The sequence below is a fragment of the Arthrobacter sp. efr-133-TYG-118 genome (assembly GCF_030209755.1).
Lineage (GTDB): Bacteria > Actinomycetota > Actinomycetes > Actinomycetales > Micrococcaceae > Arthrobacter.
Genome location: NZ_JARVRH010000030.1, coordinates 46,928 through 63,793, shown reverse-complemented (window position 1 = coordinate 63,793; position 16,866 = coordinate 46,928). Strand labels below are relative to the sequence as shown.

The 16,866-nt window shown below is 64.3% G+C and carries 12 protein-coding genes; 9 read left to right on the top strand and 3 right to left on the bottom strand.

The window, feature by feature from the left end:
• Positions 1–531: 531 nt before the first annotated feature.
• Together QRN59_RS21195 and QRN59_RS21190 are read right to left on the bottom strand one after the other, a co-directional pair.
• The gene (locus QRN59_RS21195) at positions 532–984 is read right to left on the bottom strand and encodes a hypothetical protein (protein ID WP_284984425.1); all 453 of its coding nucleotides are present in this window, start codon (positions 982–984) and stop codon (positions 532–534) included.
• A gap of 302 nt (positions 985–1,286) precedes the next feature.
• Complete coding sequence (locus QRN59_RS21190; RefSeq protein ID WP_284984424.1) at positions 1,287–1,970, bottom strand: TetR/AcrR family transcriptional regulator; 684 nt, start codon at positions 1,968–1,970, stop codon at positions 1,287–1,289.
• Positions 1,971–2,210: 240 nt separating this feature from the next.
• Between QRN59_RS21190 and QRN59_RS21185 the strand changes: the two genes are divergently transcribed.
• The 5 genes from QRN59_RS21185 to atzF are packed head-to-tail and all read left to right on the top strand — an operon-like array spanning position 2,211 to position 10,964.
• A complete protein-coding gene (locus QRN59_RS21185; RefSeq protein WP_284984423.1) occupies positions 2,211–3,725 on the top strand; it encodes an amino acid permease in 1,515 nt (504 codons plus the stop codon).
• A 42-nt stretch (positions 3,726–3,767) separates the two neighbouring features.
• A complete protein-coding gene (locus tag QRN59_RS21180) occupies positions 3,768–4,655 on the top strand; it encodes an urea amidolyase associated protein UAAP1 (RefSeq protein ID WP_284984422.1) in 888 nt (295 codons plus the stop codon).
• Entirely contained in the window at positions 4,652–5,341 is a 690-nt protein-coding gene (locus QRN59_RS21175; RefSeq protein ID WP_284984421.1) for an urea amidolyase associated protein UAAP2, read from the top strand. The genes QRN59_RS21180 and QRN59_RS21175 overlap by 4 nt, the downstream gene beginning before the upstream one ends.
• Positions 5,338–9,036, top strand: a complete 3,699-nt coding sequence (gene uca, locus QRN59_RS21170) for an urea carboxylase (RefSeq protein ID WP_284984420.1) — start codon at positions 5,338–5,340, stop codon at positions 9,034–9,036. The genes QRN59_RS21175 and uca overlap by 4 nt, the downstream gene beginning before the upstream one ends.
• The gene (gene atzF, locus QRN59_RS21165) at positions 9,033–10,964 is read left to right on the top strand and encodes an allophanate hydrolase (RefSeq protein WP_284984419.1); all 1,932 of its coding nucleotides are present in this window, start codon (positions 9,033–9,035) and stop codon (positions 10,962–10,964) included. Before uca ends, atzF begins: the two co-directional genes overlap by 4 nt.
• 687 nt (positions 10,965–11,651) lie before the next feature.
• On the opposite strand, the gene QRN59_RS21160 is transcribed toward atzF, so the two are convergent.
• Positions 11,652–12,500 carry a DeoR/GlpR family DNA-binding transcription regulator gene (locus QRN59_RS21160; protein ID WP_284984418.1) on the bottom strand — a complete coding sequence of 283 codons (849 nt, stop codon included), beginning with the start codon at positions 12,498–12,500 and terminating at the stop codon, positions 11,652–11,654.
• 252 nt (positions 12,501–12,752) lie between these two features.
• On the opposite strand from QRN59_RS21160, the gene QRN59_RS21155 reads away from it, so the two are divergent.
• The 4 genes from QRN59_RS21155 (at position 12,753) to QRN59_RS21140 (ending at position 16,865) form a co-directional block, all read left to right on the top strand.
• On the top strand, positions 12,753–14,042 hold the full coding sequence (locus QRN59_RS21155) for an ABC transporter substrate-binding protein (RefSeq protein WP_284984417.1): 1,290 nt from the start codon (positions 12,753–12,755) through the stop codon (positions 14,040–14,042).
• A 65-nt stretch (positions 14,043–14,107) separates the two neighbouring features.
• Positions 14,108–15,061, top strand: a complete 954-nt coding sequence (locus tag QRN59_RS21150; RefSeq protein WP_284984416.1) for a carbohydrate ABC transporter permease — start codon at positions 14,108–14,110, stop codon at positions 15,059–15,061.
• Position 15,062: 1 nt separating this feature from the next.
• Positions 15,063–15,956, top strand: coding sequence for a carbohydrate ABC transporter permease (locus tag QRN59_RS21145; RefSeq protein WP_284984415.1), 894 nt, complete (start codon positions 15,063–15,065; stop codon positions 15,954–15,956).
• A 45-nt stretch (positions 15,957–16,001) separates the two neighbouring features.
• Positions 16,002–16,865 (top strand): ketose-bisphosphate aldolase, encoded by an 864-nt coding sequence (locus tag QRN59_RS21140; protein ID WP_284984414.1) that lies wholly within the window; start codon positions 16,002–16,004, stop codon positions 16,863–16,865.
• Position 16,866: the final 1 nt, after the last annotated feature.

The window sequence follows — 16,866 nt, the reverse complement described above, 5'->3', positions numbered from 1 at the left end:
GGGAGTGGAGTGCATGTCCATTTGTCCTGCGAAAGGTGGTGTGGACACTATCCACACTTAAGTCTGATTTTTTGCGGCTGATTATTGCAAATTGCTCGCGACTCGCTCTTAGGCCTGCGCGTGTTCATTGCGGGAGCGTGGCCAGGGGGAAAAGACTACGGTCTTGCGAATGAACGGTATCGTGTCACCGGTGAGGGAATAGCCCGAACTTTCAAGCCTGCGTAGGGCAGTTCCGTTGCTTCACGAGCATCGGCTGGCAACGCCTGTTCACGATTGGCTGTGTTTCTCGTCCTTCATGCGAAGCCCCTGTCCCACGGTCCGTGGCTTGGCCCGGTCAAGCAATGGGATCTCATGGTGGCTTCGAAGTCGGTGACGGCGTGGGTTGCAACACGATGGATGCGTTAGGGGTGTTGGTCCAGTTCCGACTCCAGTGACATCCGGTCCCGGTGGTTGGTGAGCAGGATGCCTCCGTCCGTTGTGGACTTGGAGCCCGCAAGTTCCATGTGGCTGCTGAGGCTTGGGACCCCTGAGTCAGGGGACGGAGGGGTCCCCATAATTGACGCCGATCGACCGCCCACGCGCGAAGTGGGCGTTGGCGATTTCACTGAGGTCGCGGCTGCTCCTCTCTGGGTTGGTCAGCCGGATCCATTCGTAGTCCCACTCCTGCATGTCCCGTATGTGGCGGACCTGTTTGGCGGCGCGCATCTGGTCTGCGAGATCGTCGCCGACGAGGGTCGGGCCGGGTGGTGCCCTGACCGGTCGGGGCTTGGGTGGACGGGCAGGCTTGGGCGGGCGCACCATGGCCGGACGGGGTGGGGCCGTAGCGACGCGGACTAGTACCACGGTCAGCGCAACCACGCCCAGAGCGATCAGGAGAACCCACCAATACTGGATGAGGAGTCCGATCACGATGAGCGCGAGGACGGGGCCGCATCCGAGGGCGCCGGCTCGCGCGCTACTTGAGCGACGACGTTTGGTTGCCATGATGCAGGATCCCACCTGGTGCCGACAATTTGTAGGGGCAGAAGTGCTCGAGGGCCAGCGGGCTTGATGTCACGCTTTGCTTCATCGGTCGCGCGCTCTCGCATTTTCGACGGTTTAGGGCTGCAGAATTCTTTGAGCCTCGGCCTGCCGAGCGTTGTCGTCGCACTCGAGTTATCCGCTTCTGACATCCCAGGGCCCTTGTACTGTTCTGTTGCCATGCCGGCTGGACGGGTACTGCCTCCATGGGATGACTTTTACGGCATCCTTGAACTCGGGGAGTGAGGTCTTACCCAACGGTGGCCCTACCCGAATTGGCGGATCAGTCCTGCGCTCGTGGCCCGTACTTCATCTAGGTCTGCAGCCATCCCGGCGAGGGCAATTCCGGCGTCTGCCGTCTGCATGGCTGAATCGGGCCCCACGAGGCCATCGGCACGAAGATTGATCAGCGACTCGACCAGCCGGAAGAGGAGATCGCCAAGCGATGGGGCGCTTTGCCGGTGACCCGCCGGGGTGAATTCCTCCACGTTCTGTCCCAGCTCCCCGTAAAGCCGACGGAGTTGCAGCCTGTCATCCATGAAGTGCTGGAATCTCGGCGCGCGGGCTTCCGGTAGATGGTAGAGGACGCCGAGGTTCCAACGGGCGCTGCATAGTTGGCTTCCGTCGTAGAGTGCCACTGCGTGCAAACGGGCCGCCGCGGTTCCGGAATCGGACGGCGGCGGACTGGCATGTAAGGTGCTCGCGAAGGTCAGGCCTCCTGCCACGGTGCCGTCAAGGAGTTCCGCCAGAATGTCATCCTTGGTGCCGAAATGGTGGTAGAGCGACGACTGGCGGATCCCCACCGCGTCGGCGATCGCCCTGGTGGAGGTGTTCGCAAAGCCCTGGCTGGTGAATAGTTCGGCCGCTGCATCGAGAATTTCGTCCCGGGCTGTGGCGCCTGGGCGCATGGGTTGCTGTTTGCGGGGTCTGCCCGGTCCGGCTGAGGTCACCCCACATTCTTACATCGCTAAAGGCGCCTTCGTGGCCGATTCCGTCGTCGTCGGGACGGACCAGTCTCAGGTGAGTTCGGGTTCACGTGCCGGAAATGCGCCGTCATCCATCTTTTACATTGGCGAAATGGTGGCGGGACATGCCGCTGGAAAACTATCAAGTGAACGGTATTGCGGGCGGCTGTCAGAGCCTTCCCGTTTCCGTTGTCACCATCCCCCGTTCCAGACACGGAGAAACCGATGACTTCCACCATTTCGACGGCGTCCGCCCATCCCGACGATGCGGACCTGACCTCGCTCGGCTACCAGCCGACGTTGCATCGCAAACTTGGCCGCTACGCTTCCTTCGCCGCAGGTTTTTCGTTCGTCTCCATCCTGACCACCATCTTCCAGTTGTTCGGCTTCGGTTACTCGTTTGCCGGGCCGGCCTTTTTCTGGACCTGGCCGATCGTCCTCGTCGGCCAGCTGCTGGTGGCGCTGAACTTCGCCGAACTGGCCGCGCGGTACCCGATTTCCGGGGCCGTCTACCAGTGGTCGCGGCGGGTCGGCGGCGAAACCGTCGGCTGGTTCGCCGGCTGGTTCATGTCCATCGCCCAGGTGATTACCGCCGCGGCGGCCGCCATCGCCCTGCAGGTGGTCCTCCCTCAGCTTTGGGACGGATTCCAGCTCGTCGGCGGCGACCCCGCTTTGAATACGGTCACCGGGGCCAGCAATGCGGTCGTTCTCGGTGCTGTGCTGCTGGTCGCGACCACGGCGATCAACGCCGTAGGTGTGAAGCTCATGTCGCACATCAATTCGATCGGAGTCACTTGCGAGCTGGTCGGTGTCGCCGCCGTGATCCTGGCGCTCGTTTCCGTGGCTCAACGCGGCCCCGGCGTCGTCCAGGACGCTCAGCTTGTCAGCGGCTCGGACCTCGGCCCGGTGGGCGCGTTCCTCGTCTCCGGCCTGATGGCGGCGTACGTGATGGTCGGATTCGATTCCGCCGGCGAGTTGTCCGAGGAGACCAAGAACCCGCGTCGCACCACCCCGCGCACCATCATCTCCGCTCTGCTGATCTCCGGACTCGGCGGCGGGCTCATGATCATCGGTGCGCTGATGGCCGCCCCAAGCCTCGACGACGGCAACCTTGCCAGCCAAGGTCTGCCCTACGTGCTGACCGCCGTCCTCGGGACCTTCTGGGGCAAGGTCCTTTTGGTCGATGTCGCGATCGCCATCTTCGTCTGCACCCTCGCCATCCAGACCGCCGGCTCGCGCCTGGTCTTCTCCATGGCCCGCGACCACCAACTCCCCGCCGCGGGCGCATTGTCCGCCGTCAACCCGCGCAGCGGCACCCCGCTATGGCCTTCGGTCATCGTGGGCCTGCTCGCGATCGCCGTCCTGGCCATCAACATCGGTAACGCCGCGCTGTTCACCACCCTTTGCAGCGTCTGCATCGTGATGCTCTACCTCGCCTACCTATTGGTCACAGTGCCGCTGCTGATCAACCGACTGCGCGGAGACTGGGACCGCACGGGCAAGACAATGCCCGAAGGGCTGTTCTCACTCGGACGCTGGGGGATTCCGGTCAACATCCTCGCAGTCCTCTACGGCGCCCTGATGGTGGTGAACCTCGCATGGCCCCGGCCAGAGGTCTACGACCCCACCGGTGAAAACGGGCTCTTGCTGTTCTCCGCTCCGCTGATGGTGGGAGCCGTTCTGCTCCTGGGCATCTGGGTGCGAAAGAGGAAGACAGCTGACCTAACACCGGCGGACTGACGCCGACACCAAAACGAAACCGCCACGCAGAAACGAACTGACATGACAGAGACCCTCGAAACCACTGAAACGGCCGTTGGGACGGCGACGACAGCAGGCGCCCGCGCCCATGCACGCTCGCAGCACGGCAGAACTGCCGACACCATGATCCACGTGCCCGCCGTATCGGCTCCGGAACGGCTGGCGGCTGGGCTCGACGCCCGGGTACGCGACGCCGTCACGTGGACCGAGTCGCTGGCCTTCGGCCGCTACACCCACATGGAACTTGCGCGAGGGACGCGGATCCGGCTGACCGACACCGACGGCGACGCTTGCGTCCACGCAGTTCTCTTCCGCGGTGGCTCCCACCACGAGCGCATCAACGTCGCGGATACCGTCAAGGTCCCGTGGCAGGCCTACCTCGGGCAGGGCCACCCGCTGCTTTCCGACGCGGGACGGCTGATGGCCACCGTTGTCGCCGATTCCTCAGGGAGGCACGACGCCCTCACCGGCACCACGCACCGGGCTGGCAACGAGGCCAAGTACGGTGCGGGCAGCGCCCACAGCGCGTCGCCAGCCGGCCGCGAACTGCTGACTCTTGGCGCTCTCAAGCACGGGATCAGCCGGAGGGAGATACCGCTGTCGGTGTCCTTCTTCCAAGGAATCGCCGTTGACGCCGGTGGGGGCATCCGGTCCAACGGCAGCGCCGGCGCGGGAACCGCCGTCGAACTCCTGCTCCACATGGATTTGGTGCTGGTCCTTGCCAACACAGCCCATCCCCTCGACCCTCGCCCGGCCTTCACCGGTAGTGCAGTGGACATCGTCGCCTGGCAGGCGCCGCAGGACCTCCGGGCCCTCGCCGCGGGAGAGCTTGGGCTCGATCTCGGCCCCGAGCACCTCCTGGCTCTGCAGAACACCGAACACGACCACAAAGCGAGGACCTCCGCATGAACGCCACCACTGCCACAGCTCGCCAGCCGGAGGCCCAGCGCCAGCCAGACGCCCAGTCCGCTGCGCTGGTTTCCGGACGGGTCATCCTGGACGAATACGTTGAGGCCCGCGGTCCTTGGTCGGCCGTGGTCGCAGCTGGGGATGTCCTGACTATCGTGGACCTCGAGGGCAACCAGGCCGTGGATTGCCTCCTCTACTCGGCGGCCGATGTTGCCATTCGCTACTCTGCCGCCGTCACCATTGCCGCCCAGCGGTCCATCATTCTGACCACAGGGTCCGTCCTCCGCTCAGACGACGGCGAGGCCCTGATGACCGTGGAGGCTGACGAGGTGGGTGTCCACGACACCATCGGCGGAGCGTGCTCCCAGGAGTCCAACACACTTCGCTACGGCCAGCACACCCACGAACAGCATGCCTGCGTGGAGAATTTCCTGATCGAGGGGTCCAAGTGGGGTCTGGGGAAGCCGGACTTGGTCTCCAATATCAACTGGTTCATGAACGTGCCGGTCGATCCCGATGGGGCCCTCGGCATCGTGGACGGCCTGTCCGCTCCCGTGAAGCGCGTGGCGCTCCGCGCGGAATCGGACGTGCTGGTCCTGGTCTCAAACTGCCCGCAAATCAATAACCCGTGCAACGGCTTCAACCCAACGCCCGTGCGCATGATCGTCACACGTCCGGAGGCATGACCGTGAACCGTTTCGATACCCTGCTCGTTGCCAACCGCGGCGAGATCGCCTGCCGAATCATTGAGTCTGCACGAAAACTCGGGCTGCGGACCGTCGCAGTATTCTCCGAGGCGGACCGCGGCGCGAAGCACGTTCGCCTCGCAGACGAAGCCGTGCTGCTCGGACCGGCCCCGGCCAAGGAGTCCTACCTTCGGGTCGACGCCATCCTGGCCGCCGCCTCCGCGACCGGCGCCGGAGCCATCCACCCCGGCTACGGTTTCCTCTCCGAGGATGCCGGTTTCTGCGAGGCCGTGGAAGCCGCCGGGCTCGTGTTCGTCGGTCCGACCCCCGAACAGCTGCGGATCTTCGGGACCAAGCACACCGCCCGGGACGCGGCGCAGCGGGCGGGCGTGCCCATGATTGCCGGTTCTGGCCTGCTTGAAGACCTCGACGCCGCGATCGGAGCCGCCGGGGAGATCGGGTTCCCGCTGATGCTGAAGGCTACCGGTGGAGGCGGCGGCATCGGCATGGCCGTGTGCCGGAACGAAGCAGAACTGACGGAAAGCTACGCCCGCGTGGCCCGGCTCGCGAGCTCCAGTTTCGGCACGGCGGGAGTGTTCGCCGAACGCTACATCGAACGCGCCCGCCACGTCGAGGTGCAGATTTTCGGCGACGGCGAGGGCCGGGTGGTAAGCCTCGGAGACCGCGACTGTTCCCTGCAGCGTCGGCACCAGAAGGTGTTGGAAGAAGCCCCCGCACCGGACCTACCGGCAGCGCTCCGGGAAGAGCTCCACCGCAGCTCCCGTGCTTTGTGCGCCTCGGTGGGCTACCGCTCGGCGGGGACCGTGGAGTTCGTCTACGATCCCCTCCGGGGGGAGGCATCTTTCCTCGAGGTCAACGCCCGGCTTCAGGTGGAGCACCCGGTAACTGAGGCGATCACCGGCGTTGACCTCGTGGGGTGGATGCTCGACCTGGCCCAAGCACGGCCCGTCCTCGCGGGCGTCCCGGAAAGCGTTCCGGTGACAGGCCATGCGGTGGAAGCCCGCATTTATGCCGAGGACCCTGCCCGCAATTTCCAGCCCAGCGCGGGAACCGTCACCAACGCGCAGTACCCGAGCGCCGACGTCGTGCGTGTTGATGCGTGGGTAGAGACCGGCAGCGAGGTGTCCACCAATTACGACCCCCTGCTGGGCAAACTCATCACCTTCGGCGACAACCGGGATGCGGCGCTTGACACCCTCGCCGAGGCCTTGGCGCAGACCCGCATCGACGGCATCGAAACCAACCTGGGCATGTTGCGCGCAGTGACCGGGCTGGACACGGTCCGGGCTGCGAACCATTCCACAGGAACCCTGGACGCCGTGGGCGATCCCGAACCCCGCATTACGGTGGAGCGCCCGGGCCTCCAGACGAGCGTGCAGGACTGGCCGGGCAGAACCGGACTCTGGAAGGTGGGAGTGCCGCCCAGTGGACCGATGGACGATCTCTCCTTCCGGCTGGGGAATAGGGCGCTGGGCAACGCGGAGGGCGCGCCGGGCCTGGAATTCACGATGGCCGGGCCCGCTCTGCGGTTCACCCACGCCACAACCGTGTGCGTGACCGGAGCCGACGTGGAGCTGACGGTTAACGGTTCCGCGGTGGCCGCTTGGGAGCCTTTGACGGTCCCCGCTGGCGGCCTGCTGGATATTGGCTCCGCCGACGGGGCCGGCTTACGCGGCTATGTCCTGTTCCGAGGCGGACTCGACGTCCCTCACTATCTCGGCAGCGCCTCCACGTTTACCCTCGGCCAGTTTGGCGGCCACGGCGGCCGCGTGCTCCGCGCCGGTGACGTGCTGCGCACCACCAATGAGCCATCGGCGGATGTCCCTTTGCAGACGGTTCCTGCCGAGAGCCGCCCGGCCCTCACGTCCCACTGGGAACTGAGGGTGGTCGAAGGTCCGCACGGCGCCCCGGAATTCTTCCGGCGTGAGGACGTCGACGAACTCTTCGGGACGGATTATGAGGTGCATTTCAACTCGGCCCGCACCGGCGTCAGGCTGATCGGCCCCAAGCCGCGCTGGGCACGTGCCGACGGCGGCCAGGCGGGACTGCACCCCTCCAACATCCACGACACCCCCTATTCCGTGGGCGCCCTGGACTTCACCGGCGACACACCCATCCTGCTCGGCCCTGACGGCCCGAGCCTCGGCGGCTTCGTGTGCCCGGTGACGGTGGTGACCGGCGAACGCTGGAAGCTCGGCCAGCTGCGTCCGGGCGATAAAGTCCGCTTCGTGCCGGTGACGGACGCCCAGGCTCCGTCGGCGAAGGACCTTGGACCGGGACGGCAGTTGATCATGCCGGAGGGCGCCGGCACCCGCCCGGGCGGCCTAGCCGCCGTCGGGCATGCCGGGACACCAAAGGGCGACGGCGACGACGGAGTGCTGAGCCGCGTGCCCGGAAGCGAGGGACGGCCAGCGGTCACATACCGCCGTTCGGGCGATGACAACCTCCTGGTGGAGTTCGGCGAAATGGTGCTGGACCTCGGCCTGCGCGCCCGGGTCCATGCCCTGCACCAGCGCATCGAGCAGCTCCGCGTCCCCGGAGTGGTGGACCTTACACCCGGCATCCGTTCACTGCAGATCAAGGTGGATCCGTCGATTCTGTCCACCCGGCTGCTGCTGGGCTTCGTCCAGGAGATCGTGGCCGCACTGCCCGCGAGTTCCGACCTCGTGGTGCCGAGCCGGACTGTCCGGTTGCCGCTGTCCTGGGACGACCCCGCCACGCGCGAGGCGATCGAACGCTACATGACCGGCGTCCGGGACGACGCTCCGTGGTGCCCGTGGAACATCGAGTTCATTCGCCGCATCAACGGCCTGGATTCGGTGAACGACGTTTTCGACACCGTCTTCGACGCCGAGTACCTGGTCCTGGGCCTTGGCGACGTGTATCTCGGCGCGCCCGTGGCCACGCCGCTTGACCCGCGGCACCGGCTGGTCACCACCAAATACAACCCGGCCAGGACCTGGACGCCGGAGAACGCCGTGGGCATCGGCGGGGCCTACATGTGCATCTACGGCATGGAAGGACCGGGCGGCTACCAGTTTGTCGGCCGTACCACCCAGGTGTGGTCGCGCTACGCCGACTCTGCACCGTTCGAACCCGGCTCGCCCTGGCTGCTGCGCTTCTTCGATCGCATTTCCTGGTACCCCGTCAGCCCCGAAGAGCTGCTGGACCTGCGTGCCGACATGGCCGCCGGCCGCGGCCGGGGCGTAGAGATCGAGGACGGCAGTTTCTCCCTGGCCGAACACGAGGCGTTCCTGGAGGAGAACCGCGAAACGATCGGCGTCTTCAAGGAGCGGCAGGCGGGGGCGTTCGCGGTGGAACGCCAGGCCTGGGCGGATGCCGGCGAGTTTGATCGCGCGGAAGTCGCAGCCGCCGTCGCGGTTCCCGACGTCGGCGAAGTGGTGGTGCCCGACGGCGGAACGCTCGTTTCTGCGCCGTTCGCCGCCAGCGTCTGGAAGGTGGATGTCGCACCTGGAGACCGCGTGATCCAGGGACAGCCACTGGTTTCCCTTGAGGCCATGAAGATGGAAACCGTCCTGTCCGCACCGTGCGACGGCGTGGTGCACCAAGTCCTGCCGACCGCCGGCTCCCAGGTGGTGGCGGGTGAGGCCCTTGTGGTGCTCGCCGGCGCGGACGAACTGAGTGAACCTGAACTGGAAGAGGCAGCAGCATGACCACCCAGGGGACAACGATCAGTACAGCCACTGCCGCCAAACGGGTAAAGGACGCGCTGGCCGCCATTGACGCCGTGGACCGGCCCGAGATCTGGATCGAAATCCGCGGAGAGGAAGAGTTGCTGGCCGAGGCGGCCCGGATCGACGCCGCGGCGGCATCCGGCGCCGTGTTGCCGCTGGCCGGGCTCCTGCTTGCGGTCAAGAACAACGTGGACGTCGCCGGTATCACCACGACCGCGGCCTGCCCCGGGTTCGGGTACGAACCGGCGGAAGACGCGGTGGCCGTGGCACGGCTGCGGAATGCGGGCGCCCTGGTTCTCGGCGCGACGAACCTGGACCAGTTCGCCACAGGGCTGGTCGGTACCCGGAGCCCGTATGGGGCAGTCCGGGACGCACGCCGGCCTGACCGGATTTCCGGCGGTTCCAGCTCCGGCTCTGCTGTGGCTGTGGCGTTGGGACTCGTGGACATCGCCATCGGCACGGACACCGCCGGGTCCGGGCGTGTCCCTGCCGGTTTGCAGGGCATCGTTGGCATCAAACCGACACTGAATGTGGTTTCTACCGCCGGGGTGGTTCCGGCCTGCCGATCCTGGGACACCGCCACCATCCTGGCCCGGGACCTGGACACCGCCGAACTCGCGATGGGCGTCATGGCCGGCGAATCCCGCACGTGGCCCACAGACATCCGATTGGCCGCTCCCTCGAAGCCGCGTGTCGCCTATCCAGCGGCCCTCCCGGCGTTGGCGCCCGCCTGGGCCGCCGAATTCGGCGCCCAGATCGAACGGTTGCGAGCAACCGGCGTGGAGGCCGAGCCGATCGAACTTGACGTCTTCCTGCAGGCGGCACGGCTGCTTTACGACGGTGCACTGGTCGCAGAACGCTACGCCGCCGTCGGCAGCTTCATCGACGGCGCGCTTTCCCGCGATGCCGCCTCCGGCATCGGGCTGGACCCGACCGTGGCGGGCATCGTCAGTGCGGCCGGCCACCTGCCGGCCCACCAGTATGTGGCGGACACTGCGGCGCTCAAGGAGCTGAAGCGCGAGGCGATGTCCCGGCTTGAAGGCTTCGACGCCCTGATCGTGCCAACGGCGCCCTTCCATCCGACGCTCGCGGACGTCGCGGCGGACCCCGTCGGCGTGAACTCCCGCATGGGCACCTACACGAACTTCTGCAACCTGTTCGATCTATGCGCGGTATCCGTTCCGGCCGGCATTGTGGAGGACAGCAGCAGAGCCGACGACGACGGGACGTCGTCGGTCTCGCAGTTCGGCCTGACGCTGGTCGGCCGGACATTCGACGACGCCGTCGTTGTCGACATCGCTCGGCGCATCGAGTACATCCCAACGAGGCCGGAGATCTTCGCGACCGGCGCTTTGCCAGCGCCTGTCTCCTCGCAGCGGGTGGTGCCGTGGCCCGTAGCGGCGGGGGCCGCCGTCGTGCCCTTGGCGGTGGTGGGCGCCCACCGGAAGGGCCAGCCGTTAGCCCCGGAACTGGAACGGCGCGGCGCCTTCTGGAACGGTCCGGTCCGGACGGCGCCCCGGTACCGGATGGTCTCGCTGGACACCCAGCCGCCCAAACCCGGCGTGGTCCGCTCCGACGACGGCGCCGAACTCGCCGCCGAACGATGGCTGCTCTCCGAGGCGGCCCTGGGCTCCTTCCTCGCAGAGCTGCCCGAACCCATGCTGTTGGGGTCTGTGCTGCTGAGCGACGGTTCGAGGGCAGTGGGCTTCGCGTGCGACGCGGTCGCGGCGTCCCGGGGCGAGGACATCACGCACTTTGGAGACTGGCTGGCAGCCCAAGCGGCAAGGTCGGGCTCCACGGCGGACGTCGACGGTACGGCGGAGCTGGAACGGGAACCGGCCTGGAAGGGAGTTTGGCGCGAGGTCGGCCAAGCATTTGTCAGAGGGCTGCAGCGGGGGAGAGCCTAGGAAGAAAGCGAATCCAAAGCCGTACGACCTTTGGCGACTTCTCCCATTGGCGCAGTGGTTCCGTGGCCGCGGGATCCGACTGGAGACGGCGACCTCGGACTGGGTCGTACATCGGACGGACTGGGCCGGATTGGCGATTTTTTCGCGGGTTCCCAGTGTTTGCAAGGCGTTGAATGCAGTTCGAGTCCCACCTCGGGCACGTGTTTCTGCAGGTCAGGGGGCCTTTGGCCCTCTGACTGTGCACAGATCAGCCTTTTTTTGTGGGCCCTTCGGGGCCGTTTTTGTTGCTGGCCGTTAGTGCGGGCGGTTGCCTCTTTCCTTTGTGTTGGGCGGTATGTCTGTGTACTTGCTTCTTCATGGTTTTGGCACGATGGGCCTACGTGACTTGTGCGGACTTTGGCGGCCCGGATTCGGTCGAGGCGGGGTTTGGGGATCCGGACTATGAAGTGAGGGGTTGCAGATGCGGCCCGCCGGGGCGGCCACGCAGCGGCCGGCTTGGTGTGATCGGTTGGCTCCCGGGTCCGAAGGGCTCCGGCCGAACAAATCGTCATGCGGTAACGAACCCGCGAATATCAGATTGACACTGCCAGTCGAAACCGGACTGCCCGGCACCAAGCCCACCACACCCGGACCGACACAAGATGAGCGGCTCCGCGGACCTCAACCCAGGAGCCGCTCATCCAGAGCCTACAGATCACGCTCCGGGGCCGATTCCGGGGTGATGATGCGCACGCCGTTGTCCCGGAATGCTGCTTCAAGCTCCTTGGGCGGGTGGGTATCGGTGACGAAATAGTCTGCGCTATCGAGCAATCCGACTTGGGCGAAGAGCTGTTTGTCGAACTTCGAGGAATCTGCGAGGACGGCTACCCGGCTGGCCCGCGACATCATTTCACTCATCATGGCGGCTTCCCCGACATTGCTTGTGGTGTAACCACCCTGCACTGACACCGCACCGATGGCAATGAGGGCTAAGTCGCAGCGAATGTCCAGATCGGCCCCGCCTGTTGCGATCCGCAGGGTCGTCGGCCCCGTCGTCGCGAGAGTTGTCGAGCGGACGGAGCCGCCGAAGATGTACAGTTCCCGCCAGACTGCCGGGTCCAGCTCCACTGGCACGAGTAAGTTGTTCGTGGCGATGGTCAGGTCCCGGTGATTGTGGAGTGCACGAGCTACCGAAAGCATCGTGGTCCCGCCGTTCATGATGATCCCTGTGTCGTCGCGCACGAGTTGAGCAGCAAGGGCGCCGATCTTTTCCTTCTCCGCGGCCTGTAAGCCAAGGCGAAGGTCCACGGCCTTCTCAACTCGAGAACTCATGGCCACGCTGACCGCGCCTCCGTAGGTGCGCACGAGAAGGCCCTCACCGTCCAGCTGGTCGAGGTCCCTGCGCACAGTGTCGATCGAGACGCCGAAACGATCGGCCAGCGATCCCACGGTCACCTGGCCGACTTCAGTGACGTATGCAACGAGCTGCGCCTTCCTGCCCGCTGGATGTCGGCGCGAACGCCCTTCGTCTATGGTCATGCTGTCTAACTCGCTCACGCTGCGATGCTAGCACCGGAACTGCCTCTCCCGAAGCAGATACAGCAAAGAACTGCAGAAGTGTTGCAAAACGGGGAGATCGACCGCTCGCCACCGCGCATATGTCGATTCTGCGCCATAAGTTGCTGTTCTTGCCACGTTTTATTAGATACTTTGCACTTCTATGCTTGCATTTGCGTCATTGGCAGGACTAGTGTGTCGTATATCACGCAACGAATGCGCATGATCAAGCAATCACACGAAGGAGTGGACATGAGCACGAGGAGAGGCCGCCGCCCGCGGCTGCTCGCAGCGTTAGGCGTAACCGCCGTTGCTGCGCTCACAATGTCAGGTTGTAGTGGCTCGCCCTCCGGTGGTGCCAGTGCCACCGGTGATGTCACCCTCGAGTTCGCCCAATGGTGGGAGCCAGAGCTCCCGCAGGGATCCCTGGCCAACCTGATTGACCAATTCCAGAAGGCGAACCCGCACATCAAGGTGAAGCTCCTCAGCTCACCCTTTTCCTCAGACCAACAGCAGATGGTTGCTGACGCTGCCTCGGGCCAGCTGCCTGACGTCCTCGGCCTCGACGGTGCTTGGGTGAGCGATTTCGCCAAGCAAGGCGCGATCGCCGACCTCTCTCCACTGCTGAAAGCTGACAACTTCTCCGAAGACCAGCTGGCAAGCGAGGTCAAGGTCAATGGCAAGGCCTACATGATCCCAGCGGTCAATTTCGTCTACCCCTTGTTCGTCAACAACGACCTGCTCAAGCAGGCCGGCGTGAACAAGGTGCCGACCACCCGCAGTGAGTTCCTCGACGCAGCCAAGAAGATCAGCGCTCTCGGCGGCAACGTCAAGGGTTGGGCCCTGCCACTCGACACCGCTGTCCCCAACGGCATCCAGAACGACGTCATGTCCTGGGTCTGGGCATCTGGTGGCAGCATGCTCAAAGACGGGGAACCTGACGTCACCAACGCCCAGGTCAAGAGCGGAGTCGACTACGTCAAGAGCCTCTACGACGCAAACGTTCTAGTCCCCGGCGCCCTGACCATGAAGGAACAGGACAAGGTCGAGAAGTTCACCAACGGCCAGGTCGGCATGGTGATCGACTCGCTCGCCCACATCAACCTGATCAAAAAGAACAACCCCAAGCTCGACTTCACGGTGGCAGCGGTCCCGTCCGAGGATGGCTACACCGGCAAACGTGGCATCCCGTACGCATCGTGGGGTGTTGGCATCTCGAACAAGTCCGAGCACAAGGCGGAAGCGGCCAAGCTAGTCGAGTTCCTCATGAGCAAGGACACGAACGCTCAGCTGAGCAATCTTGCGAACGGTTTCCCGGGCAACAAGACGGCAACGCCCGACTTCAGCAAGAGCGATCCGCTGTTCAAGACGGCCTTCGATATCTACCAGGCCGGTTATCCGGCGAATGAGTTCACCGGCCTGCCAAAGGCCGACCAGTTGCAGCGCACGTTCGACGAGCAGCTGCAGCGGACCCTCACCGGCAGCCAGAGCGTGGATCAGACGCTCAGCTCCGTCCAGTCCGCATGGAAATCCATCTTCTGACGTCGAAGATTCGACGGGGTCGTGCCGCCAAGCTCGCGGCACGACCCCACAAGGGAGTTCGAGACATGAATCTGTCCTCTACCAACGTCGAGGGGCCCGGAACGGTACGACCCGCCGTCGGCAAGCGGTCGACTAAGCGGAACACTTCTGCGGTGCGTGCGCGCAAGCTCGCCCCGTTCGCCTTCGTCTCGCCGACGCTGGCCTTGATCACATTGCTCACCGTGGTGCCGATTCTGATGGTCGCCGGGTACTCATTCATGGACAACGTGATCGTCGAACCGAACCCCGTGTTCGTTGGGTTCGCAAACTATGTGAAGGTACTCACCGATCCTGCCTTCCTTGCAGCGCTCGGCAACACCTTCCTCTTCATCACCTTCAGCACCGTCGTGCACTTGGTACTTGGTCTCGTCTTTGCGTTGCTGCTCAACACCTCGCTGCTCGGCAATGTCACCAAGGCAATCTTCCGGGTGGTCTACATCCTCCCGTGGTTGTTCACCATCGCAGTGATCGCCGTCGTCTGGCGTCTCATGCTCGACCCCTCTGGTGTGGTGAACTACATTCTCGGAACGTTTGGCATCCAAGGCGCGAACTGGCTGTCCACACCCGAAACGGCACTGGGCTCCGTGACCTTCATCAACATCTGGTCCGGGTACCCGTTCTTCATGATCAGCCTCCTGGCCGCTCTTCAGGGCGTGCCAACCGTGCTGCACGAGGCTGCACGCGTCGACGGCGCGGGATGGTGGCAGCGGTTCCGGTACGTGACACTGCCTCATATCCGCCCGGTGATTATCAGCATGGCGGTGCTCGACCTCATCTGGACGTCACAGCAGTTCGCTTTGATCTGGATGACGACGGGCGGGGGCCCACTCAACGCCACAGAGGTGATGAGCACGTACACCTACAAGCAGGCCTTCAGCAACTTCGATTTCTCGACGGCCTCCGCGGCCGCGGTCATCGTCCTGCTGCTCACGATGGTCCTCGCCTTCTTCTACGTACGGCAGCAAAGGGTGCGTGATTGATATGAGCAACTTGACTCTTCGGGGACGCAGGGACGAAAAGATCGATGTCCCTGGCGAGCGGCGGGCCGGAAAGAAGACGCTGCTCAAGGTCGGAGCCTTCGCGGCCCTGGTCCTCGGGGCACTGTATGCGGGGCTGCCCGTGTTGTGGATGCTTTCCACCTCGTTCAAAGCGAACGGGGAGGTCTTCGCTCTCCCCCCGAAATTGATCACGTCGGGCTTCTCGCTGGATGCCTACACGACGATCCTCACCGATCCGGCCCGATTGCGGTTCTTCCTGAACAGCTACATAGTGGCCATTGCGGTGACTGTGCTCACTCTTCTGGTCGCGATCCTTGCAGCGTATGGCTTCAGCCGCTACGAGTTCCCTGGCAAGCGGCTGATCAATGTCGTGATCGTCTCCGTGCAGGCAGTTCCGCCGATCACGTTGGTGATTCCCTACTTCGGCCTGATGGTCGCACTCGGCCTCTACAACACCTATCCGGGGCTGATCCTGACCCACATGGTGTTCACGCTCCCTTACGCGATCATCATGATGACCGCGTACTTGAACACCTTGCCTCGCGAACTCGATGAAGCAGCCAAGGTGGACGGTGCCAACGCCTGGACCGCCCTGTGGCGGGTGCTCGTGCCCATCTCGATACCGGGAATCGTGGCAGTCGGGGTGTACACATTCATGATCTCGTGGAACGAGTTCCTCTTCGCGCTGACCTTGACCCGCACAGACGCGATGCGGACCGTGCCGATCGGCATTCAACTGCTGATGGGCCAACATTCCTTTGAGTGGAACCAGATGATGGCGATGAGCATCCTGGGTTCGATCCCGGTGCTCCTGCTCTTCCTTCTGTTCCAGCGGAGCTTCATCGGCGGACTCACCTCCGGCGCAGTCAAAGACTGACTGCCAGAGCCTCGAAACCAAACACCAATAACAAGGAGAAATTCAATGCTTGTCGACGGAAAAACCATTCTGGACGTCGCAAACCAGAACAACTTTGCCATCCCGGCCTTCAACATCAGCGACTGGGCGATGTTTCTTGGCGTCATGGACATCAGCGAGGAGAAGGAAGCCCCCGTCATCATCGCCATCCACCCGGATGAGGTTGCGCATATCACGACCGACCTCATCGCCGCGATCCGTGTGCGCGCTCACCGGTCGAGCGTGCCGGTCGCGATCCACTGGGACCACGGCGGCACTTATGAGCAGATCATCACGGCGATCCAGGCGGGCTTCACCTCGGTGATGATTGATGCGTCGATGCTTCCGTTCGAGGAAAACGTTGCTCTCACTCGCAAGGTTGTCGAGGCGGCGCACGCCGTCGGCATTCAGGTGGAGGGCGAACTCGGCACGATCGGCGCGAACGACAGCTATGGCGAGTCCGGGGCGGCCGAGATCATCTACACCAACGTCGACGACGCGGTGCGTTTTGTCGAGGAAACCGGTGTCGATAGCCTCGCGATCGCGATCGGGACGTCGCACGGCCTGTACCCGGCCGAAAAGAACCCCGAGTTGCGCCACGACCTGCTCGAGCAGATCAAGGCGGCGGTGGGCATCCCGCTCGTGCTGCATGGCGGATCCGGCAACCCCGATGCGGAGTTGGCCCGGGCGGTGTCGCTCGGCATCAATAAGATCAACATCTCCAGCGACATCAAGGTCAGCTACCATAACCGCATGCGCGAGATCCTCGGCACAGACGAGCGTCTCCGTGAGCCGAACAGCATCCAGCCCCCCTGCATCGAGGCCATGAAGATCACAGCGGCTCAGAAGATCGACCTGTTCAACGCAGCCGGCAAGGCAAAGCTGTACTGAC